The organism is Micromonospora sp. URMC 107, assembly GCF_051386315.1.
In the GTDB taxonomy this organism is placed as follows: Bacteria; Actinomycetota; Actinomycetes; order Mycobacteriales; family Micromonosporaceae; genus Micromonospora.
The window spans coordinates 1-19981 of the sequence record NZ_JBPQTK010000115.1 but is presented as its reverse complement, the minus strand read 5'-3'; the positions used below and the strand labels follow the sequence as shown (position 1 = coordinate 19981).

The 19981-nt window shown below is 75.1% G+C and carries 17 protein-coding genes; 5 read left to right on the top strand and 12 right to left on the bottom strand.

Features of this window, described 5'->3' with window-relative positions; translation table 11 throughout:
• Positions 1-52: 52 nt before the first annotated feature.
• Entirely contained in the window at positions 53-526 is a 474-nt protein-coding gene (locus tag ACSNN9_RS22370; RefSeq protein WP_436675222.1) for a YybH family protein, read from the bottom strand.
• 236 nt (positions 527-762) lie between these two features.
• Here ACSNN9_RS22370 and rfbB point away from each other — a divergent pair, with 236 nt between their 5' ends.
• Complete coding sequence (gene rfbB / locus ACSNN9_RS22365; RefSeq protein WP_436675224.1) at positions 763-1749, top strand: dTDP-glucose 4,6-dehydratase; 987 nt, start codon at positions 763-765, stop codon at positions 1747-1749.
• A gap of 178 nt (positions 1750-1927) precedes the next feature.
• Here rfbB and ACSNN9_RS22360 read toward each other — a convergent pair whose 3' ends face one another.
• From ACSNN9_RS22360 to ACSNN9_RS22350, 3 genes are all read right to left on the bottom strand, one after another.
• Entirely contained in the window at positions 1928-2731 is an 804-nt protein-coding gene (locus ACSNN9_RS22360; RefSeq protein WP_436675221.1) for a TIGR03084 family metal-binding protein, read from the bottom strand.
• Between the two features lie 279 nt (positions 2732-3010).
• Positions 3011-4609, bottom strand: coding sequence for an MFS transporter (locus ACSNN9_RS22355; RefSeq protein ID WP_436675220.1), 1599 nt, complete (start codon positions 4607-4609; stop codon positions 3011-3013).
• A 5-nt stretch (positions 4610-4614) separates the two neighbouring features.
• Positions 4615-5307, bottom strand: coding sequence for a DUF899 domain-containing protein (locus tag ACSNN9_RS22350; protein ID WP_436675219.1), 693 nt, complete (start codon positions 5305-5307; stop codon positions 4615-4617).
• A 240-nt stretch (positions 5308-5547) separates the two neighbouring features.
• Here ACSNN9_RS22350 and ACSNN9_RS22345 point away from each other — a divergent pair, with 240 nt between their 5' ends.
• Positions 5548-8931, top strand: a complete 3384-nt coding sequence (locus tag ACSNN9_RS22345) for a BTAD domain-containing putative transcriptional regulator (RefSeq protein WP_436675218.1) — start codon at positions 5548-5550, stop codon at positions 8929-8931.
• Between the two features lie 175 nt (positions 8932-9106).
• Here ACSNN9_RS22345 and tpx read toward each other — a convergent pair whose 3' ends face one another.
• From tpx to ACSNN9_RS22305, 8 genes are all read right to left on the bottom strand, one after another.
• Positions 9107-9634 (bottom strand): thiol peroxidase, encoded by a 528-nt coding sequence (tpx, locus tag ACSNN9_RS22340; protein WP_436675217.1) that lies wholly within the window; start codon positions 9632-9634, stop codon positions 9107-9109.
• Between the two features lie 171 nt (positions 9635-9805).
• Positions 9806-10450, bottom strand: coding sequence for a nitroreductase family protein (locus tag ACSNN9_RS22335; protein WP_436675223.1), 645 nt, complete (start codon positions 10448-10450; stop codon positions 9806-9808).
• 117 nt (positions 10451-10567) lie between these two features.
• On the bottom strand, positions 10568-11764 hold the full coding sequence (locus tag ACSNN9_RS22330; RefSeq protein WP_436675216.1) for a M20/M25/M40 family metallo-hydrolase: 1197 nt from the start codon (positions 11762-11764) through the stop codon (positions 10568-10570).
• 332 nt (positions 11765-12096) lie between these two features.
• Positions 12097-12909, bottom strand: coding sequence for a SigB/SigF/SigG family RNA polymerase sigma factor (locus ACSNN9_RS22325; protein WP_436675215.1), 813 nt, complete (start codon positions 12907-12909; stop codon positions 12097-12099).
• Positions 12910-13087: 178 nt separating this feature from the next.
• Positions 13088-13555, bottom strand: a complete 468-nt coding sequence (locus ACSNN9_RS22320) for a MaoC family dehydratase (protein ID WP_436675214.1) — start codon at positions 13553-13555, stop codon at positions 13088-13090.
• Positions 13552-14724, bottom strand: coding sequence for an acyl-CoA dehydrogenase family protein (locus ACSNN9_RS22315; protein ID WP_436675213.1), 1173 nt, complete (start codon positions 14722-14724; stop codon positions 13552-13554). Before ACSNN9_RS22315 ends, ACSNN9_RS22320 begins: the two co-directional genes overlap by 4 nt.
• Before the next feature lie 34 nt (positions 14725-14758).
• Positions 14759-15517, bottom strand: a complete 759-nt coding sequence (fabG, locus tag ACSNN9_RS22310; protein WP_436675212.1) for a 3-oxoacyl-ACP reductase FabG — start codon at positions 15515-15517, stop codon at positions 14759-14761.
• 16 nt (positions 15518-15533) lie between these two features.
• On the bottom strand, positions 15534-16682 hold the full coding sequence (locus ACSNN9_RS22305) for an acyl-CoA dehydrogenase family protein (protein WP_436675211.1): 1149 nt from the start codon (positions 16680-16682) through the stop codon (positions 15534-15536).
• A gap of 89 nt (positions 16683-16771) precedes the next feature.
• Here ACSNN9_RS22305 and ACSNN9_RS22300 point away from each other — a divergent pair, with 89 nt between their 5' ends.
• The 3 genes from ACSNN9_RS22300 to ACSNN9_RS22290 are packed head-to-tail and all read left to right on the top strand — an operon-like array spanning position 16772 to position 19974.
• Complete coding sequence (locus tag ACSNN9_RS22300; protein WP_436675210.1) at positions 16772-17437, top strand: TetR/AcrR family transcriptional regulator; 666 nt, start codon at positions 16772-16774, stop codon at positions 17435-17437.
• Between the two features lie 48 nt (positions 17438-17485).
• The gene (locus ACSNN9_RS22295; protein WP_436675209.1) at positions 17486-18904 is read left to right on the top strand and encodes an aldehyde dehydrogenase family protein; all 1419 of its coding nucleotides are present in this window, start codon (positions 17486-17488) and stop codon (positions 18902-18904) included.
• Positions 18901-19974: an alcohol dehydrogenase catalytic domain-containing protein gene (locus ACSNN9_RS22290; protein WP_436675208.1), complete on the top strand. Its 1074-nt coding sequence runs from the start codon at positions 18901-18903 to the stop codon at positions 19972-19974. The genes ACSNN9_RS22295 and ACSNN9_RS22290 overlap by 4 nt, the downstream gene beginning before the upstream one ends.
• Positions 19975-19981 lie beyond the last annotated feature (7 nt).

Below are 19981 nucleotides of genomic sequence, written 5' to 3'. Positions count from 1 at the left end.
ACGCGGCGGGGCGCCGGGGCAACGCCCCGACGCCCGGCCGAAGGACTGCCGGTCAGGCCGGCAGCATGGTGTTCGCCGCCAGCAGCAGCTTCCACTCGCCACGCTCGTAGGTGAAGGTCTGCGCGGTGACGAAGTGCTGGTCGACGCCGAACTCCGGGATGCGGAACCGGGAGTCGAGGACGAGCAGCGCGGTGTCGCAGCCGTCGACGACGCGCTGGCGCTCCACGAAGGTGGACTCGAACGTGAGCGTGAACAGGTTGGTCAGGTGCGCGGTGATCGCCGCCCGATCGGGGTGGTGGGCGCCGCTCGGGTCGATCTCCACGGCGTCCGGCCGGTAGAACGTCATGAGCCGGTCGACGTCGCGGGCGGCGAACGCCGCGTCGCGCTGCCGTACGGTGTGGTCGAAACGGCTCGCGCAGTTGGGACGCCTGCGCTCCCGGTCGGCCTCCGGAGGGCTCGCCTGCGCGGGCGCCACCAACAGACCACCGAGCATCGTGACCATCACTGCCAATGCGACCTTCTTCACGCGACCTCCCGTGTGACGGATGGGTACGCCCGGCCGAATTCGTGATCCGGCCCGCCGGCGGGACAAAGTTGGGGACCACTGTGCCAGCACCGGCGGCCGGGGCCTTCTCCCGTCGTGCGGTCTCGGCCGGAGGCGCGAGCCGTTCTCCTTTCGAAACGGCCGACCCGTCGACATTTCCGCAATTCTTCGAATGCCGCTGGCGGGTATTCGCCCTACGATTCGGGACCATGACCAGAATGCTCGTCACCGGCGGTGCCGGCTTCATCGGCGCGAATTTCGTTCATTACACGCTGCGGAACCACCCCGAGCACGACGTGTGCGTGCTCGACGCGCTCACCTACGCCGGCAACCGGGACAACCTGCGGTCGGTGGCCGGACAGATCCGGTTCGTCGAGGGCGACGTCTGCGACGCGGACCTGGTCGACCGGCTGGTCGCCGCCTGCGACGTGGTCGTGCACTTCGCCGCCGAGTCGCACGTGGACAACTCGCTGCACGACGCGGAGCCGTTCGTGCGGACGAACATCCTCGGCACGTACACGCTGCTGGAGGCGGTGCGGCGGCACGACCGGCGACTGCACCACATCTCCACCGACGAGGTCTTCGGCGACCTGCCGCTGGACTCGCCGGACCGGTTCACCGAGGAGACCCCGTACCAGCCCTCCAGCCCGTACGCGGCGAGCAAGGCCAGCTCCGACCTGCTGGTGCGGGCCTGGGTGCGGTCCTTCGGGGTGGCGGCGACGCTGTCCAACTGCGCGAACAACTACGGCCCGTACCAGCACGTCGAGAAGTTCGTCCCGCGCCAGGTCACCGCGCTGCTGGCCGGCGACCGGCCGAAGCTGTACGGCACCGGGCAGAACGTCCGGGAGTGGACCCACGTGGACGACCACAACGCCGCGGTGCACCTGGTCCTGGCCGACGGCCGGCTCGGCGAGACCTACCTGATCGGCTCCGGCGACGAGCGGAGCAACCGCGAGATCGTCGAGCTGGTGTTGGAGCTGATGGGTGACCGTGGCGGCTACGACCACGTGCCCGACCGGCCCGGCCACGACCTGCGCTACGCCAACGACTCGTCGAAGCTGCGCGACGAGCTGGGCTGGCGGCCGGTCTACTCGGACCTGCGGGCGGGGCTGGCGGCCACCATCGACTGGTACCGGGACAACCGTTGGTGGTGGGAGCCGCTGCGGGACCGCTCCGAGGCCAGGTACCGGGTGCTAGGCCGGTAGACGACGGATCCTGCGGTCGGCCCGGCCCGCCGGGCCGGCCGGCGGGCGACGAGAATCGGCGGCGGTGGGTCCGCACCCACCGCCGCCGAGTCGGATGCGGGCAGCTCCCGCGGCCCCGCCACGCCCGCCGCGGCCGGCGGGACGGTCGGGCCGCGGGAGCTGCCGCGACAGGGAGCTGTCAGCGACCGGCCATGGCGAACTGGCCCGGGGCGCGGCCGGCGCCGGCCGGCCCCCGGTACGCCTGCGCGATGTCGAGCCAGTGGTCGGCCAGCGCGCCGGAGGCGGTGAGCCGGAGGTCGTCGCGGTGCCGACGCCTGGTGACCAGCAGGCAGAAGTCGTGCGCCGGACCGGTGATCCGCTGCTCGGCGTCGAGGGGCCCGAAGTCCCACCGGGCACCGGAGGGGGCGGTCAGCTCGAAGCGGAACTCCTCCTCCGGCGGCGTCAGGTTGCGGGCCAGGTAACCGAAGTCCCGGACCCGCACGGCGAACGCGACGAGGTGGCGGATCCGGTCGGTGACCTGGCGGCGGACGCCCAGCGCGTCGGCGATGTCCTGGCCGTGCGCGAACAGCTCCATCATCCCGGCGCTGGCGAGGACCCCGGGCGGCAGCGGGTTGACCAGCCAGGGCACCATCTGCTTCGCCGGTACGGCGGCCAGGGCCTCGATCGCCGTGTCGCGCTCGGCCCGCCACCGGGTCAGCAGCACCTCCGGCGGCTCCGCCAGGTACTCGGCCATCGCCTGCTCGACGTTGGCGTCGAAGTCGGTGCCGAGCTGCGAGAGCATCGCGGTGAACCTGGCCGGGGCGGCGGCGGCCAGCCCGGCGAGCCGGAACGTGGCGGCGAGGTGGGCCACCTGGTGGCTGATCGTCCAGCCGGGCGCAGGGGTCGGCATCGCCCAGCCGTCGGCGTCGAGGCCGGCGACCAGGCTGTCGAACTCTTCGCCGTCCGCCGACAGGGCGGCTATCACGTTCTGGGAGGCGGTCACGTCTCTGTCCTTCCTGAGGGGATAGGCGAGGAGTGCGCGGCACCGCGAACCAGCCACGGTGGGCGCGGGCTGCCGGTGGATGTCCGCTCGCCGCCCGGGGACGGAAGACCCCGCTCATCCGGTCCGGCACAGGGCCGCCGTACGCCCGTTCGGCGACGTGCCTCCACTATGTGGCCCGGGTCCGCCGGGCGTCTTCTCCCGCCGTGCGGTGCCGCCGCCCGCCGGCCGCTTCCTGGGACGGCCACCGCCGGCGGCGGCGGTGGCGGCGCGGCGGCCCGGTCAGCCCCGGGCCGACGCGGACGCCTCGTCGGTGCCGCCGGCCGGGGCCGCCGGGGCAGCGCCGGCCGGCTCGTCGGCCGGGCGCACGCGCCGCAGCAGCAGCGCCGAGAGCACCGCCAGGATCACCGCGAGCACCGCGCTGACCGTCCCGGCCACGTTGAACCCGCTGGTGAACGCCGCCCGGGCGGCCTCGAGCAGCGCGTCGCCGGTCTGCGCGGGGAGCTGTGCGGTCACCGCGCTCGCACCGGCCAGCGACTCGCCGGCCGCCTCCCGCACCTGCGCGGGCAGGTCGCCGGGCAGGGCGGGGACGATCTCGCCCCGGTAGACGGCGGTGCCGACGCTGCCCAGCACCGCGACGCCGAGTGCCACGCCCAACTCGGTGCTCGTCTCCGACATCGACGACGCCGAGCCGGCCCGCTCGGGCGGCGCCGCCCCGATGATCAGATCGGTGCCCAGCACGGCGCCGGGACCGAAACCGAGGTGGACGATCACCAGGCCGGTCACCGCGAGGCCGAGCCCGTCTGCGACGCCCACCCGGCTCAGCAGCGCGAAGCCGACCGCGGCGATCGCCATGCCGCCGGCGACCACGTGGCCCGGGGAGAACCTCCGCGCGAGCACCGGCGCCAGCATCGAACCGATCAGCATGGACACCGCGTACGGCAGCATCCAGAGCCCGGCCCGCAGCGGGGAGAGGCCCTCGACCAGTTGGGCGTACTGCGCGAAGAGCAGCGCGACACCGCCGATGGTCGCCCCGCCGAGCAGCATCACGCCCAGGGCGGCGCTGAAGGTCCGGTCGGCGAACAGCCGCACATCGAGCAGCGGGCTGTCGAGGCGACGCTGGCGGGCGACGAAGGCCACGCCGACCGCCACGCCGGCGACCATCGCGAGCACCGGCCGGGCGCCGACGCCGTCCTTGGCCAGCTCCTTCAGGCCGTACACGAAGGGCAGGACGGTGGCCAGCGACAGCAGCACGCTGAACAGGTCGAGCCGGCCGGCGTCCGGGTTGCGGTACTCCGGCAGCAGCAGCGGCGCGGCCACCAGCAGCACGACCATCACCGGTACGCCCAGCAGGAAGACCGCGCCCCACCAGAACGACTCGAGCAGCACGCCGCCGACCAGCGGCCCGACGATCGCGCCGATCATGAAGCAGCTCATCCAGAGGCCGATGGCCGTGGTGCGCTGCCGCGCGTCGCGGAACATGCTGCTGATCAGCGACAGCGTGGCGGGCATCAGGGTCGCCCCGGCCACCCCGAGCAGCGCCCGGGTGGCGATCAGCATCCCGGCGCTGGTGGAGTAGGCGGCGACCACCGACGCCACGCCGAAGGCCGCCGCGCCGATCATGAGCAGCCGCCGGCGCCCGATCCGGTCGCCGAGGGTCCCCATGGTGACCAGGAATCCGGCGATCATGAAGCCGTAGATGTCCATGATCCAGAGCAGCTGGGCGGCGTCCGGCGCCAGGTCGGCGCTCAGCTGGGGCAGCGCCAGGTAGAGGACGTTGAGATCCAGCGAGAGCAGCAGGGTGGGCAGCGTGAGCACGGCCAGGCCGATCCACTCGCGCCGGCCGGCGCCCGGCGCCGCCCGGCTCGCGGTCACCGCCATCCTGGTCATCCCTCCGCACCGGCCGGTGCCTGGGCGTCGTACTCGTCGTGCAGCCGCCACCAGCCGTACGGCTCGCCCTGCGGGCGTCCGTCCGGGGTGTCCTCCCAGGTCTCCTGGCGGCCCAGCGGGGTGAGGTCGAGCAGCGTCCAGTTGCTGCCGAGCGCCTCCACGCCCCGCGCGGTGGTGAAGTAGGTGCGGTACACCTCCTCCCCGTCGCGCAGGAAGACGCTCAGGCCGAACGACTCCCCCGCCGCCGAGCTGACCCCGAGGTCGGTGTTGAAGTCGGTGCCGTACGACGAGTACCAGGGCAGCGTCCAGCCCATCCGCTGCCGGAACGGGGTGATCTCCGCCAGCGGCGCGCGCGAGACGAGCGCGAGGCTGGTGTCCCGGGCGTGCAGGTGGGCGGGGTGACCGAGGTTGTCGACGAACATCGCGCACCCCTCGCAGGGGTGCGACTCCCCCGGCGCGAGCATGAAATGGTAGACGATCAACTGCCGCCGGCCGTCGAAGAGGTCGGCCAGGCGGGCCGGGCCGTCCGGGCCCTCGAGGACGTGGTCCCCGTCGACCCGGGTCATCGGCAGCCTGCGCCGCTCGGCGGCCAGCGCGTCGCGGGCGCGGGTGGCCTCCTTCTCCCTGACCAGCAGCCGCTCCCGCGCGGCCTCCCACTCCGACCGCGACACGACCGGTGGCAGATTCATGTGCTTCTCCATTCGTGGCTCACGGGACGTCCGCCTGCCGGGTCCGGCGGCGGGTCCGGCTTACGCGCCCGGCACGGGCGCCGGCACGGGGCGACGCCGCACCTGGCGGACACCGGCCGGACGCGCGGGCCGACCCGTCGCCCCGTCCCACCGTGCCCGACGCCGCTCCCGGCGCGCTCCCGGTGCGCTCCCGGTGCGCCGTGACCAACCGTCGTCGGTGCGCTGCGTTACGGTGACGCCATGCGTTTCGGGCTCCTCGGTCCGCTGGCCGTCCGGACGACGGACGGCGCGCCGGTCGCCGTGCCCGACCTGAAGGTCCGCGCCCTGCTCGCCGACCTGCTGGCACACCAGGGCCGCCCGGTGCCCGTCGGTCAGCTGGTCGAGGACCTGTGGGGCGACCGGCCGCCGGCCGACCCCAGCGGCGCCCTGCAGACCAAGGTGTGGCGGCTGCGGCGGGCGTTGCAGGCCGCCGAGGACGGCGGCCGGGAGCTGGTGGTCTCCCGAGCACCGGGCTACCTGCTGCGCACCGGACCGGAACCGACCGACGCCGAGCGCTTCGGAGCGCTGGTCGCGCGGGCCGCCGCCACGCCCGGGTGGCGCGACCGGGTCGCGCTGCTGGACGAGGCCCTGGCGCTGTGGCGCGGGCCGGTGCTCGCCGACTTCGCCGACGCGCCGTTCACCCCGCCCCTGGCGAGCCGGCTGGAGGAGCAGCGGCTGGTGGCCGTCGAGACGCGGGGCGAGGCCCGGCTCGCCCTGGGCGAGCACCACCACCTGGTCGGGGAGCTCGCCGACCTGGTGGCGCGGCACCCGTTCCGGGAACGGGCGCGCGCCCTGCACCTGCGGGCCCTCTACCGGGCCGGCCGGCAGGGCGAGGCGCTGGAGAGCTACGCCCGCTTCCGTCGACAGCTCGCCGACGAGCTGGGGCTGGATCCCGGGCCGGAGCTGGTGGCCCTGCACCGGGCGATCCTGGCGCACGACCCGGCGCTGCTCAGCGACGCGCCGGCGGCGACGCCGCCCGCCACCGGGTCCGCCACCGGGTCCGCCACCGGCGCGAACGACCCGCACACCGGGTCCGCCCGGCGCGCCGACGACCGCGCGGGCCGGACGGGCCCCGGCGACCCGCCGGGCCCGGCGGTCGCCGCGCCGGCGCCGCCGCGCACCAACCTGCCCGTCCCGCTGACCCCCCTGGTCGGGCGCGCGGAGGCCGTACGCCAGGTCCGCGAGGCGCTGCGCGTCGGGCGGCTGGTCACCCTCGTCGGATCCGGAGGGGTGGGCAAGACCCGGCTGGCGGTCGAGGCGGCCCACCGCCTCGTCGAGGCGTACCGGGACGGGGTCTGGCTGGTCGAGCTGGCGCCGCTGTGCCCCGGCGACCCCGCCGCGCTGGCCGGATCGCTGCTGACGGTGCTCGGCATCCGCGACGCCGGGGCCGGCGAGCCCGGCCCGACGGGCGCCCCGGCCACCCCCGCCGACCGCCTCGTCGACGCTCTGCGCGGCCGGGACCTGCTGCTGGTGCTCGACAACTGCGAGCACGTCGTGGAGCTGGTCGCCGAGCTGGCCCAGCGGGTGCTGCGGCACGCCCCGGGCGTGCGCCTGCTGGCCACCAGCCAGGACCCGCTCGGCCTGGCGGGCGAGGGGGTCTGGCCGGTGCCCCCGCTGGAGCTGCCCGCCCCGGAGGCCACCGAGCCGGCGGTGCTGGCCCGTTCCAGCGCGGTGCGGCTCTTCGTCGCCCGCGCCGCCGCGGCCGCCCCCGGCTTCGCCCTCGACGCGGCCAACGCCCGCGACGTCGCCGAGCTCTGCCGCCGCCTCGACGCGCTCCCGCTGGCGCTGGAGCTGGCCGCCACCCGGGTCCGTGCGCTGGGCGTACGCGGGCTGGTCGCCCGGCTGGACGACCGGTTCCGGCTGCTCTCCGGGGGTCGCCGGGGCGTCCCGCCCCGCCAGCAGACCCTGCGCGCGATGATCGACTGGAGCTGGGAGCTGCTCTCCGACCCGGAGCGGGTGGTGCTGCGGAGGTTGGCCGCGCACGCCGACGGCTGCACGCTGGAGGCCGCCGAGGCGGTGTGCGCCGATCGGGACCTGCCCGCCGACGACGTGCTCGGGCTGCTGGTCCGGTTGGTCGACCGCTCACTGGTGGTGGTGGCCGAGGCCGCCGGCGAGCCGCGCTACCGGCTGCTCGAATCGGTCGCCGCGTACTGCCTGGCGCGGCTGCGGGAGGCCGACGAGGTGGCGGCGCTGCGCCGGCGCCACCGGCGGCACTACGTCGAACTGGCCCGGCGGGCCGACGAGGGGCTGCGCGGGTCGGCGCAGCGGCGCTGGCTGACGCGGCTCGACCAGGAGGCGGCCAACCTGCGCCTCGCGCTCGACGGCGCACGCACCGACGGCGACGCGGTCGACGCGCTGGAGCTGGCGACCGCGCTGGCCTGGTACCGGTACCTGCGCGGCCGGCTGCGCGAGGCGCGCGGGTCGCTCGAGGCGGCGCTCGCCGTGCGCGGGCCCGCGCCGGCGGCGCTGCGGGCGGCGGCGCAGTGCTGGCGGGCCGGGCTCGCCCTGCTGGAGACCGGGGGCGACCATGCCCCGCTGGTGGCGCCGGCGCTGGCCGCCTGGCCGCCGGACGAGGACCCGGCCGGGCGGGCCCGGGCCGCCTGCTTCCTCGGTCTCGCCCTGCTCAACGCGGGTGACGTCACCGCCAGCGAGGAGCTGGTCGACGACGCGCTGGCGCGGTTCGAGCGGCTCGGTGACCGCTGGGGGACGGCCACCGCGCTGAGCCTGCGGGCCGGGCACGCCCAGTCCCGGGGTGACCTGAGGGCCGCCGGCCGGGACGGCGGGCGCAGCGTGGCGCTGTTCCGCGAGTTGGGGGACCGGTGGGGTCAGCTCCAGGCATCCTTCGCGCTCACCTCCCGGGCCGAGGCGATCGGCGACTACCCGGAGGCGGCCAGGCTGCACCGGGAGGGCCTGCGGATGGCCGAGGAGCTCGGACTGTGGCTGGAGGCCTCCGACCGGCTCTCCGGCCTGGGCCGGATCGCGCTGCTCACCGGCGACCACGACCGGGCGCGGGAGTTCCACGAGCGGGCGCTGCGGCTGGCCGCGGAGCAGCACTTCAAGCCCGGGGAGCTGTACGCGCAGATCGGTCTCGGGCTCGGGGCCCGCCGCGAGGGCCGGCTGGACGCCGCCGAGGAGTTGCTGCGGGGCGTGCTCGAGTGGACCCGCCAGCCGGGCCTGGACGCCGACGTGGTGCGCGCCCTGCTCCTGGCCGAGCTGGGCTTCGTCGCCGAGCAGCGGGGCGCCGCCCGGGCCGCGCGCGAGTTGCACGCCGAGGCGTTCGAGGTCGCCGCCGCCCTCGGCGATCCCCGGGCGCAGGCGCTCGCGCTGGAGGGGCTGGCCGGGACGGCGACGCTCGACGGCCGGTACGCCGACGCCGCCCGGCTGCTCGGCTCGGCGGCCATGGCGCGGGCCTCGGTGGGTGCGCCCCTGCCGGCCGGGGAGCGGGGCGACGTCGACCGGATCGGCGGCGCCGCGCGGGAGGCGCTCGGTCCGCTGGCGTTCTCGGCGGAGTTCGACCGGGGCACGACGCTCTCCCCGGACGACGCCTGCCGGTCACTGGTGGCCGGACTTCCCCGCCCCGCGTGAGCTCCCCCGACGCCCCGGCGGTGCGCTTCCACTGGCTGCTCGCCCTGCTGAGCGGACGCGCCCTGCGCCACCTGGTGACCGCCGCCGAAGTCCCTACGCGGGTCGGAGCGGGCGCCCGGGCGGCCCGGCGGGTCGAGGGACGCCCGGCGGCTCGGGCCGAGGGCGCCCCGGCGGCTCAGCGGGACGACGCCGCGCGCGCCGCGGCGATCGCCGCCTCGTACCGCGGGTGCTCGCCGACCTCGCGCACGTACTCCACGTGGACGACGCGGTCCTGGGCGTCGACCACGAACACCGACCGGGCGAGCAGCCGGAACTCCGCGATCACCACGCCGTAGGCGAGCCCGAACGACAAATCGCGGTGGTCCGAGGCCGTGCGGACGCCCTCGAGGCCGGCGGCGCCACACCACCTCGCCTGCGCGAAGGGCAGGTCCACGGAGATGGTCAGCACCCTCACCCCCGGCAGGGCGGCAGCCTCCTCGTTGAACCGGCGCGTCTGCTGGTCGCAGACGCCGGTGTCCAGCGACGGCACCACCGACAGGATCCGCACCGTGCCGGCCGACGAGGCCAGGTCCACGGGCGAGAAGTCGTTGGCCAGCACGGTGAAGGCCGGCGCGGGGTCACCCACCCGCACCTCCGGCCCGAGCAGCGTGACCGGGCGGCCCCGGAACGTCGTGACACCGGCACGTTCCAACGTGACTGTCATCGGGCTCTCCTAGCGTCCAGTGAAGGGTGGGTGGGTGGTCCGGTGCCCGCGCTCCGCTGACGCCGCGGCGCCCCCGGACCACGGGGCGGTCGCCGCTCCGGGCCGCACCCAGCATCGTCGGCCGCCCCCGCCGCCGGCACCTTCGCACGTGCCGGATGGTCCGCGCGGCGCTCAGCGCCGGATCAGCACCTCCGGCAGCGGCTTACGCACCAGGTCCGGCACCGTCGCGTCCGGCGCCGGGTAGCCGACCGGCATGACCAGGTACGGGCGCTCCTCGGGGGGCCGCTCGCACACCTCGTTGAGGAAGCGCATCGGGCTCGGCGTGTGCGTCAGGGTGGCCAGGCCGGCGTGGTGCAGCGCGGTGATCAGCACGCCGACCGCGATGCCGACGGACTCCTTGACGTAGTAGGGCCTCGGGGACCGCGGGCCCTGGTGCACCTCGAACACCACGATCACGACCGGCGCCACCTCCAGGAAGGGCTTCTGCCAGTCCGTACCGATCGGGGCGATCGCCTCCAGCCACTGCGCCGACGCGCGCCGGGCGTAGAACTCGCGCTCCTCGGCCTCGGCGGCCTCCCGCAGCCGGCGCTTGCGGGCCGCGTCGGTCACCACGACGAACCGCCACGGTTGCAGGTTGGCTCCGCTCGGCGCGGTCGCCGCCGCGCGGATCGCCTCCTCGACCACCTCCATCGGCACCGGCTGGGGCGAGAAGTGCCGGATGGAGCGTCTGGCGGCCATCCGGTCGGCGAAGGTGCGCGCGTTGCGCACCATCTCCCCCGCCGCCAGCGGCGTTTCGGGTCCGAGGTCACCGTTCATTCGAGCCATGAGCGCCTCCCCGCGCGATCGACGGATCCAGCATCGCCCCACGACGCGGGGCGCGTTTACGCAACCGTGCGGACTTCGGCCCCGCCGCCGGGCGCGACCCGCGGCGCGTCACCCGTCGGCGGACGAGCCCTGCCCCGCGGGCACCGCGCCGAGCGGCCGGCGCCCCTCAGCCGGCCGGGCCTCCCCGGGCGTGGCGAGGAGCCGGGCCGTCAGGGCGGCCAGCAGCGCGGTCCGCTCCGGCATCCGCGCGACGTCGACGTACTCGCCGCGCGCGTGCGGCAGGCCGCCCACCCCGCCCAGACCGTCAAGGGTCGGTACGCCGAGGGCCCCCGTGAAGTTGGCGTCGGAGGCGCCCGGGGCGGCGACGCCGCGCACGGCCGCAAGCCCCAGCTCAGCCGCCACCGACTGCGCGACCCGCAGCAGCGGCGCCGACACGGAGGCGGGCAGCGGGTACCGGTTGATCCCGCCGCTGACGGCCAACCGGGCGTCGGACAGTCGGGGGGTCAGCTCCCGGACCAGCCTGTCCACCCGGTGCAGCTCCTCGCGGGTCCAGGCCCGCACGTCGACGCAGAGGACGGCGGATTCGGGCACCACGTTGGTCATGGTGCCGGCGGAGAGGGCGGTCGGGGTCACGCTCGTCTCCCCCGCCGCGAAGGCCTGCACCGCGAGGACGTGGTGCGCGAGTTCGACCCCGGCGTTGACGCCCCGGTGCGGTTCGACGCCGGCGTGCGCCGCCCGGCCCCGCACCGTGATCCGGTAGACCGATCCGCCCTTGCGCGCGACCTTCAGGTCGCCGTCCTCGGTGCTCGGCTCGCCGACGAGCACGGCGCCGGAGCGGCGGGCCTGTTCCTCGATCAGCGGCCGGGAGGTGGCCGAGCCGCTCTCCTCGTCGCAGGTGAGCAGCAGCCCGACCCGCGAGGTGTCCGGCAGCAGTTCCAGGGCGGTGAGCATCTGCACGATGCCGGCCTTCATGTCGCAGACTCCGGGCCCCGTCGCGGTGTTCCCGGTGATCGTGAACGGCCACTGCCGGATGGTGCCCGCCGGCCAGACCGTGTCGTAGTGCCCGAGCAGCAGCACGCGTTGGTCGACAGCCGCCCAGAGCAGGTGCGGCAGACCGTCGATGACCACGCGACGCCCGCGCCGGCCCAGTGCGGCGTCGCCCCATGCCTCGAGCAGGTCGGCGCAGGCGGCCAGCTCCCGGCCCGCGCCCGGCGGCGACTCGCAGGTAACCAACCGGCGCAACCGGGCCGTCAGCACCGCCGCCCGGGCCTGCGCCCCACGCCGAAATACATCGACATCCACCATCATTCGATGGTGGCACCGCCACCACGTCGGCCACAGGGCACGACGCCCGACACCGCACGAATGCGGTGGTACGGCCCCCTACACGGCACCCTCGAAGACAGGAGCCGGGCCGGTCGGTGCGGTGCGGCGCGGTCGGTCCGGCGGAGGACGGTCGGTGCGGCGCGGTCGGAGCCGGGCCGAGGCTCTCGACACCCGAAACGGCCCACGTCCGCCTCGCCGGCGGGGCGAGGCGGACGTGGGCCGATCCGGAGCGGGTGCCGGACGACGACGTGGCCGTCGTGCGGCTGGGGTGTGCGCACCCGTTCCCCGACGCCGAGGAACGCGGGGCTCGGTCAGTGGCTGCCCTCGAGCTGCCCGCGCAGCTTGCCGAGCGCGCGGGTGAGCAGGCGGGACACGTGCATCTGGGAGACGCCGACGCGGGCCGCGATCTCGCTCTGGGTGAGGTTGCCGTAGAAGCGCAGGGTGAGGATCTTCTGCTCGCGCTCGTCGAGGGTGGCGAGCGCCGGGCCGAGGGCCACCCGCAGCTCGGCCAGCTCGAACTCGCCGTCCTCGGCGCCCAGGGTGTCGCCGAGCTCGGTGGCGCTGTCGCCGTCGCCGATGGGGGTGGAGAGGGAGACGGCGTTGTAGGCGCGGGCGCCTTCGAGCCCCTCCAGCACCTCTTCCTCGGTGACGCCGAGGTGGCTGGCGATGTCGGCGACCGTCGGCGCCCGGTTGAGCGTCTGGGTGAGGGTGCCGTTGGCCTCGGAGATGCGCAGCCGCAGCTCCTGCAGGCGGCGCGGCACCCGGATGTTCCAGGTGCGGTCGCGGAAGTGGCGCTTGATCTCGCCGAGGATCGTCGGGATGGCGAAGCCGGCGAAGTCGACGCCGCGCGAGGCGTCGAACCGGTCCACGGCCTTGATCAGCCCGAGGGCCGCGGTCTGGGCCAGGTCCCCGTTGGGCTCGCCGCGCCCGCTGTAGCGGAAGGCGAGGTGGTGGGCCAGCGGCAGCCACGCCTCGATCACCCGTGCGCGCAGCGCCGGCCGGTCGGGGTGCCCCTCCGGCAGGGCGGCGAGGGCGGCGGTCAGCTCGCTCGCGCGGGTCTCGTCACCGGAGACCGCGGTGGCGGCGTCGGTGGTGGTGGTCGGCGCGGTCGTCGTGGTGATCATGCTGCCCTTCCTGTCCCGCAGACGCGGCGACGCCGGGTACCGGCGACCGCAGTGCCACCACCCTAGACCAACGGCCGCCGCCATATCAACCGAACGGCCGATGGATGAAGACGACAAAAACCCCCAAAGTCTGCTCGTACGGTGTGCTCCCCGCCACGAAACCGGTGCCGCCGGTGGTTCAGGAGGCCGTCGTTCCCACGTAGAGCCGGCTCACCGTCTCGGCGACGCAGACCGGCTTGCCGCCGGCGTCGCACTCCACGGTCGCGGCGGTGACCAGCTGCACGCCGCCGTCCACCGGGGACACCTCGGCGATGGTGGCGACGGCCCGGACCGCCGTGCCCACCCGCACCGGCGCGGGGAACCGCACCCGGTTGAGCCCGTAGTTGACCCCCATCCGCACGCCCCGCACCCGGTAGAGCCGACCCACCAGCGCCGGCAGCAGGGACAGGGTCAGGAAGCCGTGGGCGATCGTGCCGCCGTACCGGCCGGTGGCGGCCCGCTCCGGGTCGAGGTGGATCCACTGGTGGTCGTCGGTGGCGTCGGCGAACAGGTCGACGCGCCCCTGGTCGATCCGCTGCCACGGCCCCGGACCGAGGGTCTCGCCCATTGCCGCGGCCAGCTCGTCGACGGAGTCGAAGGTCCTCATGCCAGGTGCCCTCCCAGTCGGGTGTAGCCGCGCAGCAGGTCCCGCGCGATGATGAGCCGCTGCATCTCGTCGGTGCCCTCGAAGATGCGGTAGAGCCGGACCTGCCGGTACCACCGCTCGACGGGCAGTTCCCGGGTGTAGCCCATGCCGCCGTGGATCTGCAGCACCCGGTCGACCACCCGGTTGACCATGCCGGCGCCGTAGAGCTTCGCCATCGAGGAGGCGTGCCGCGGGTCCATGCCCCGGTCCACGGTCCAGGCCGCCCGCAGGATCAGCCAGCGGGCCGCCTCCAGCTCGGTCTCGGAGTCGGCGATCATCCACTGGATCGCCTGGTTGTCGCCGATCGGCCGGCCGAACGTCTGCCGGGTGGTGGCGTGGTCGATCGCCATCCGCAGCGCCCGCTCGGCGATGCCGACGGCGTGCGAGGGGATGGTGTACCGCCCCTTGCCGATCCACTCCATCGCGAGGGCGAAACCCTGGCCGGGCTCGCCGAGGATGTTCCGCCGCGGCACCCGGACGTCGTCGAAGACCAGTGCGGCCGGCCCGCCCTCGCCCATGGTCTGGATGAACTCCGAGCGCCAGCCCATCGCCCGGTCCACCAGGAAGGCCGTGGCGCCGCCGTTGCGGGCCCCCTTCTCCCGGTCGGTGACCGCGATGACGATGGCGAAGTCGGCCTCGTTGCCGCCGGTGATGAAGGTCTTCTCGCCGTTGAGCACCCAGTCGTCGCCGTCGGGCCGGGCGCTGAGCCTGATGTTGGCGGCGTCGGACCCGGCGCCCGGCTCGGTGATCGCGAAGCAGCTGCGCCGCTCCCCCTCGATCGTCGGGATCAGGAACTCCCGCTTCTGCTCGTCGTTGGCCCGGAACAGGATGTTGTCGGCCTCGCCGCCGAAGCGGAACGGCACGAACGAGCGGCCGAGCTCGGTCCAGATCAGCGACTGGGCGACGGCCGGCAGGTCCATGCCGCCGTACTCCTCGGGGGTGGCCAGCCCCCAGAAGCCGAACGCCCGCGCCTTGAGCTGCAACTCGCGCAGTTCGTCGGGCTCCAGCCCGGGCCGGTGCGCGCGTTCACGCCGGAGCAGTTCCTGCTCCAGCGGCATGACCTCTCTGGCGATGAAGTCGCGGGCCGTGTCGCGGATGGCCCGCTCGGTGTCCGAGAGCGCGAAGTCCATGTCCCCTCCGGGTGGGTGCGGCGGTACGCGCGACTCAGCGCGCGCCGCCGTTGACGTACAGGGTCTGGCCGCTGACGTACGAGGCGTCGTCGCTGGCCAGGAAGGCGATCACCGAGGCGATCTCGGCCGGCTGGGCGACCCGGCGCAGCGGGGTGTGCTCGGCGACCATCCGCTGGTGCTCCTCGGGGCTGCTGCCCACCCGCTCGGCGGTGGCCGCGGTCATCGCGGTGGCCACGTAGCCGGGGGCGACCGCGTTCACGGTGACGTTGAACGGGCCCAGCTCGACGGCCAGGGTGGCGGTCAGGCCCTGCACGCCGGCCTTCGCCGCCGCGTAGTTGACCTGGCCCCGGTTGCCCAGCGCGGAGCGGCTGCTGAGGTTGACGATCCGGCCGTAGCGGGCCGCCACCATGTGCTCCTGCGCCGCCTGGCAGCAGAGGAACATGCTCGTCAGGTTGGTTCTCAGCACCGCCTCCCACTCGGGCAGCGCCATCCTGAACAGCAGGTTGTCGCGGGTGATCCCGGCGTTGTTGACGAGCACGTGCAGCCCCCCGTACGCCTGGACCACCTGGGCGGTCATGGCGGCGACCGCTTCGGCGTCGGTCACGTCGCAACCGATGCCGACGGCCCGGCCACCGGCGGCGGCGATCTCGTCGGCGACGTCCCGGCTGCGCTGCGCGTCGAGGTCGACCACGGCGACCGCCGCGCCCTCGGCGGCCAGCCGGCGGGCGGTGGCGGCGCCGATGCCCTGCGCGGCGCCGGTGACGACGGCGACCCGGTCGGCGAATCTGGTCACGGTTTCCCCCTGGCTCTCAAAAAGCGTTGACGCCAGTGAGCGCGCGTCCGATGAGCAGCTGCTGGATCTGGCTGGTGCCCTCGTAGAGGGTGGCGACGCGGGCGTCGCGCAGGTACTTGCCGACCGGGTACTCGTCGATGTAGCCGTACCCGCCGAAGACCTGGACGGCGTTGTTGGCCGCGCGGACCGCGGCCTCGCTGGCGAAGAGCTTGGCCATCGACGCCTCGGTGGCGAACGGCTCGCCCCGGTCGATCAGGTCGGCCACCCGCCACACCAGCAGCCGCGCGGCGTCGGTGTCGACGGCGATGGCGGCGAGCAGTTGCTGCACGAGCTGGTGGCCGGCGATGGGCTTGCCGAACTGGGTGCGCTGCCCGGCATAGCCGACGGCCGCGTCCAGGCAGCCCTGGGCGATGCCGACGCAGCCGGCGGCCACGGACATCCGGCCCTTGGCCAGGGTGGCGAGGGCGAGCCGAAAGCCGGCGCCCTCCTCGCCCAGGCGTGCCGAGTCCGGCACCCGCACGCCGTCGAAGCGCAGCTCCCCGGTGGCCTGCCCGCGCAGGCCCAGCTTGCCGTGGATCTCCCGCCGGGCCAGGCCCGGCGCGTCGGTGGGCACCAGGAAGGCGCTGATGCCCCGGTGCCCCGGGCCGCCGGTGCGGGCGAAGACCAGCGCCACGTCGGCCGTGGTGCCGTTGGTGATGAACATCTTCGCGCCCGTGATCAGCCAGTCGGTGCCGTCGCGCACCGCCCGGGTGGTCAGCGCCGCCGCGTCGGAGCCGCTGTCCGGCTCGGTCAGCGCGAAGCAGCCGAGGGCGGTGCCGGAGCAGAGCCGGGGCAGCCACTGCTCCCGCTGGGCCGGGGTCCCGTGCGCGGCGACGGACTTGGCGACCAGCCCGAGAGAGACCGAGACGATGCCGCGCACGGCGGAGTCGCCCCGGCCCAGCTCCTCCAGCACGAGGCAGTAGGAGAGGTGGTCGCCGCCGGAGCCGCCGTCGTCCTCGCCGATGGTGAGCCCGAGGAAGCCGAGGTCGCCGAGCTTGCCGACGATGTCGGGGTCCACGGACTCGCGGCGGTCCCAGCTGGCCGCGAACGGCGTCACCTCGCGGTCGACGAAATCCGCGGCGAGCCGGCGGACCGCCGCCTGCTCGGCGGAGAGCTCCAGATCCATGCGCATTAAACTAGCGGTGCAAGTTAAATTCCGTCCAGACCCGGTTGTGGCAGAGTCTGCGACGGACCACCCGAGCGAAGGAGGACCGGATGCCCCGGCCGCGGCAGGCGCTGCTCAGCCGGCAGCGGATCGTCGAGACCGCCGCCGCGCTGATCGACGCCGAGGGGCTGGAGGGCTTCTCCACCCGCCGGCTCGCCGCCGAGCTCGGGGTACGCGGGCCGTCGCTCTACAACCACTTCGCCACCAAGGACGAGATCCTCGACGCGGTGGCCGACAGCGTCACCGGCCAGGTGGACGTGTCGTTCTTCGGCAGCGTCGACTGGCGGGAGGCGCTGCGCCGGTGGGGCCACTCCTACCGCGCGGCGCTGGCCGCCCACCCGAACATCGTGCCGTACCTGGCCCGGGGACCGGGGCGCCGGCCGGCGGCGCTGGCCATGGCCGACGCCGTCTACGGCGGACTGGTCGCCGCCGGGTGGCCGCCGGCCCGGGCGACCCACATCGGCGCACTCATGCGCTACTTCGTGGCCGGCTCGGCGCTGGGCTCGTTCGCCCGGGGCTTCGTCGAGGACCCCGGGCTGTACGCGGAGCAGTACCCGCACCTGACCCAGGCCCACCGGCTGGCCGAGCACCAGCAGCGGGTGGACGAGGGGGCCTTCACGCTGGGCCTCGACGCGCTCATCCATGGGCTGTCGCGCACCTACGAGGAGCACATCGGGCCGCTGCCACCCCTCCCGCCGACCGCCGACGCGTACTAAAGTAAAAACTTGCGCTGCTAGTTTTGGCCGACGTACGTGAGGGGCACGATGGATCTCGCACGGACCGCCTTCTACCTCGACGGAGAGTGGGTCGCCGCCGGCTCCGGGGCGACCGTCGCGGTGCGGAACCCGGCGACCGAGGAGGTAGTCGCGACCGTGCCGGCCGGCACGACGGCCGACGTCGACCGCGCCGTCGCGGCGGCCCGGGCCGCCTTCCCCGGCTGGGCCGACGCCGCGCCCGCCGAGCGGGCCGCCCGCCTGGACCGGCTGCACGCCGCCCTCTCCGCCCGGGCCGACGAGATCGCCCGCACCGTCGCCCTGGAACTGGGCACCCCGCTGAAGGTGGCCGCCCGGGTCCAGGCCGGCCTGCCGCTGACCGTCCTGCACAGCTACGTCGAGCTGGCCGCCCGACCCCCGGCCGACGAGACCGTCGGCAACTCGCTGGTGGTCCGCGAGCCGGTCGGCGTGGTCGGCGCGATCACCCCGTGGAACTACCCGCTGCACCAGGTCGTCGCGAAGCTGGCCCCCGCCCTGGCCGCCGGCTGCACGGTGGTGCTCAAGCCGAGCGAGCTGACCCCGCTGACGGCGTACCTGCTCTTCGACGCGATCCACGAGGCCGGCTTCCCGCCCGGGGTGGTCAACCTGGTCACCGGCACCGGCCCGGTGGTGGGCGAGGCCATCGCCGCGCACCCGGACGTCGACATGGTCTCCTTCACCGGCTCGACGGCCACCGGCCGGCGGATCTCCCACCTCGCCGCCGACCGGATCGCCCGGGTCGCCCTGGAACTCGGCGGCAAGTCGGCCAACGTCGTCCTCGACGACGCCGACCTGGCCACGGCCGTGAAGGTGGGGGTCGGCAACGCCTTCCTCAACTCCGGCCAGACCTGCACCGCCTGGACCCGCCTGCTCGTGCACCGCGACCGCTACGACGAGGCCCTCGGCCTGGCCGCCCGGGCGGCCGGCGGCTACCGGCTCGGCGACCCCTTCGACCCGGCCACCCGGCTCGGCCCGCTGGTCTCCGCCGCGCAGCGGGAACGGGTCCGCGACCACGTCGCCCGGGGGCTGGCCGACGGGGGCCGGCTCGTCGCCGGCGGGCCGGACGCCCCGCTGCCGGAACGGGGGTTCTTCGTCGCCCCGACGGTGATCGCCGACGTCGACCCCGACAGCGCCCTCGCCCAGGAGGAGGTCTTCGGCCCGGTGCTCGCGGTCATTCCGTTCGACGACGAGGACGAGGCGGTCGCGATCGCCAACAACTCCCGGTACGGGCTGGCCGGCGCGGTCTGGTCGGCCGACGGGGACCGGGCCCTGCGGGTGGCCCGGCGGCTGCGCACCGGCGCCGTCGACGTCAACGGGGCCCCGTTCAACCCGCTCGCCCCCTTCGGCGGCTACAAGCAGTCCGGCCTCGGCCGGGAGCTGGGCCGGCACGGGCTCGAGGAGTTCCTCCAGGTCAAGGCCATCCAGCGATGAGGGCGCTGGTCGTACGGGCGGTCGACGCCCCGCTGCGGGTAGAGGAGATCGAGCTGCCCGCCCCCGGCCCGGGCGAGGTACGGGTGAGCATCCGGGCCGCCGGGGTCTGCCACTCCGACCTGTCCATGGTCGACGGGACGCTCGCACCCCCGTACCCGCTGGTGCTGGGGCACGAGGCGGCCGGGGTGGTGCTCGCCGTCGGCGACGCCGTCACGCGGGTCACGCCCGGCGCGCACGTCGTGCTGAACTGGGCCCCGCCCTGCCGCGGCTGCTGGTACTGCGGGCGGGACGAGCCGTGGCTGTGCGAGCGCACCGGGTCGCCCTCGGCCCCTCGGGGACGGACGCCGGCCGGCGAGGCGCTGCACGTCACGCTGGGCCTCGGCGCCCTCGCCGAGGAGGTGGTGGTGCCGCAGGACGCCGTCATCGGAGTGCCGGCGGAGCTGCCCTTCGAGTCGGCGGCGCTGCTGGGCTGCGCCGTGCTCACCGGCGTCGGCGCGGTCCGCCGCACGGCGAGGGTGGCCCCCGGTGAGTCGGTGGCCGTGGTCGGCCTCGGCGGGGTGGGGCTGTCGGCGGTCGCCGCCGCGCGGGCGGCCGGCGCCGACCCGGTGCTCGCCGTCGACGTCTCCCCGAGCAAGGCGGCGCTGGCCACCGCGGCCGGCGCCACCGACTTCCTGCTCGCCGACGAGTCGCTCAACCGGGCGGTCCGGGAACGGACGGCGGGGCGGGGCGTCGACCACGCGCTGGAGTGCGTCGGGCGGGCGACCACGATCCGCACCGCCTGGCGGGCGACCCGCCGGGGCGGGCAGGTGACCGTCGTCGGCATGGGGGCCAAGGACGACATCGTCGGGCTGGGCGCGCTGGACATCTTCCACTCGGCCCGGACCCTGCGCTCCTCGGTCTACGGCTCCTCCGACCCGGACCGCGACGTGCCCGAGCTCGCGCGGGCGGTGCTCGACGGCACCCTCGACCTCGGCTACCTGATCACCGACCGGACCACGCTCGACGGCGCCCCCGAGGCGTTCGCCCGCATGTCCCGACGCGAGGGCGCCCGCACCATCGTCCTCCCCTGACCCCCTC

Coding starts and splice junctions, on each gene's coding strand:
- rfbB (WP_436675224.1), top strand. CDS start 763: ATGCTCGTCACCGGCGGTGCCGGCTTCATCGGCGCGAATTTCGTTCAT.
- ACSNN9_RS22355 (WP_436675220.1), bottom strand. CDS start 4,609: ATGGCGGTGACCGCGAGCCGGGCGGCGCCGGGCGCCGGCCGGCGCGAG.
- ACSNN9_RS22350 (WP_436675219.1), bottom strand. CDS start 5,307: ATGAATCTGCCACCGGTCGTGTCGCGGTCGGAGTGGGAGGCCGCGCGG.
- ACSNN9_RS22345 (WP_436675218.1), top strand. CDS start 5,548: ATGCGTTTCGGGCTCCTCGGTCCGCTGGCCGTCCGGACGACGGACGGC.
- tpx (WP_436675217.1), bottom strand. CDS start 9,634: ATGACAGTCACGTTGGAACGTGCCGGTGTCACGACGTTCCGGGGCCGC.
- ACSNN9_RS22335 (WP_436675223.1), bottom strand. CDS start 10,450: ATGAACGGTGACCTCGGACCCGAAACGCCGCTGGCGGCGGGGGAGATG.
- ACSNN9_RS22330 (WP_436675216.1), bottom strand. CDS start 11,764: ATGGTGGATGTCGATGTATTTCGGCGTGGGGCGCAGGCCCGGGCGGCG.
- ACSNN9_RS22325 (WP_436675215.1), bottom strand. CDS start 12,909: ATGATCACCACGACGACCGCGCCGACCACCACCACCGACGCCGCCACC.
- ACSNN9_RS22320 (WP_436675214.1), bottom strand. CDS start 13,555: ATGAGGACCTTCGACTCCGTCGACGAGCTGGCCGCGGCAATGGGCGAG.
- ACSNN9_RS22315 (WP_436675213.1), bottom strand. CDS start 14,724: ATGGACTTCGCGCTCTCGGACACCGAGCGGGCCATCCGCGACACGGCC.
- ACSNN9_RS22305 (WP_436675211.1), bottom strand. CDS start 16,682: ATGGATCTGGAGCTCTCCGCCGAGCAGGCGGCGGTCCGCCGGCTCGCC.
- ACSNN9_RS22300 (WP_436675210.1), top strand. CDS start 16,772: ATGCCCCGGCCGCGGCAGGCGCTGCTCAGCCGGCAGCGGATCGTCGAG.
- ACSNN9_RS22295 (WP_436675209.1), top strand. CDS start 17,486: ATGGATCTCGCACGGACCGCCTTCTACCTCGACGGAGAGTGGGTCGCC.
- ACSNN9_RS22290 (WP_436675208.1), top strand. CDS start 18,901: ATGAGGGCGCTGGTCGTACGGGCGGTCGACGCCCCGCTGCGGGTAGAG.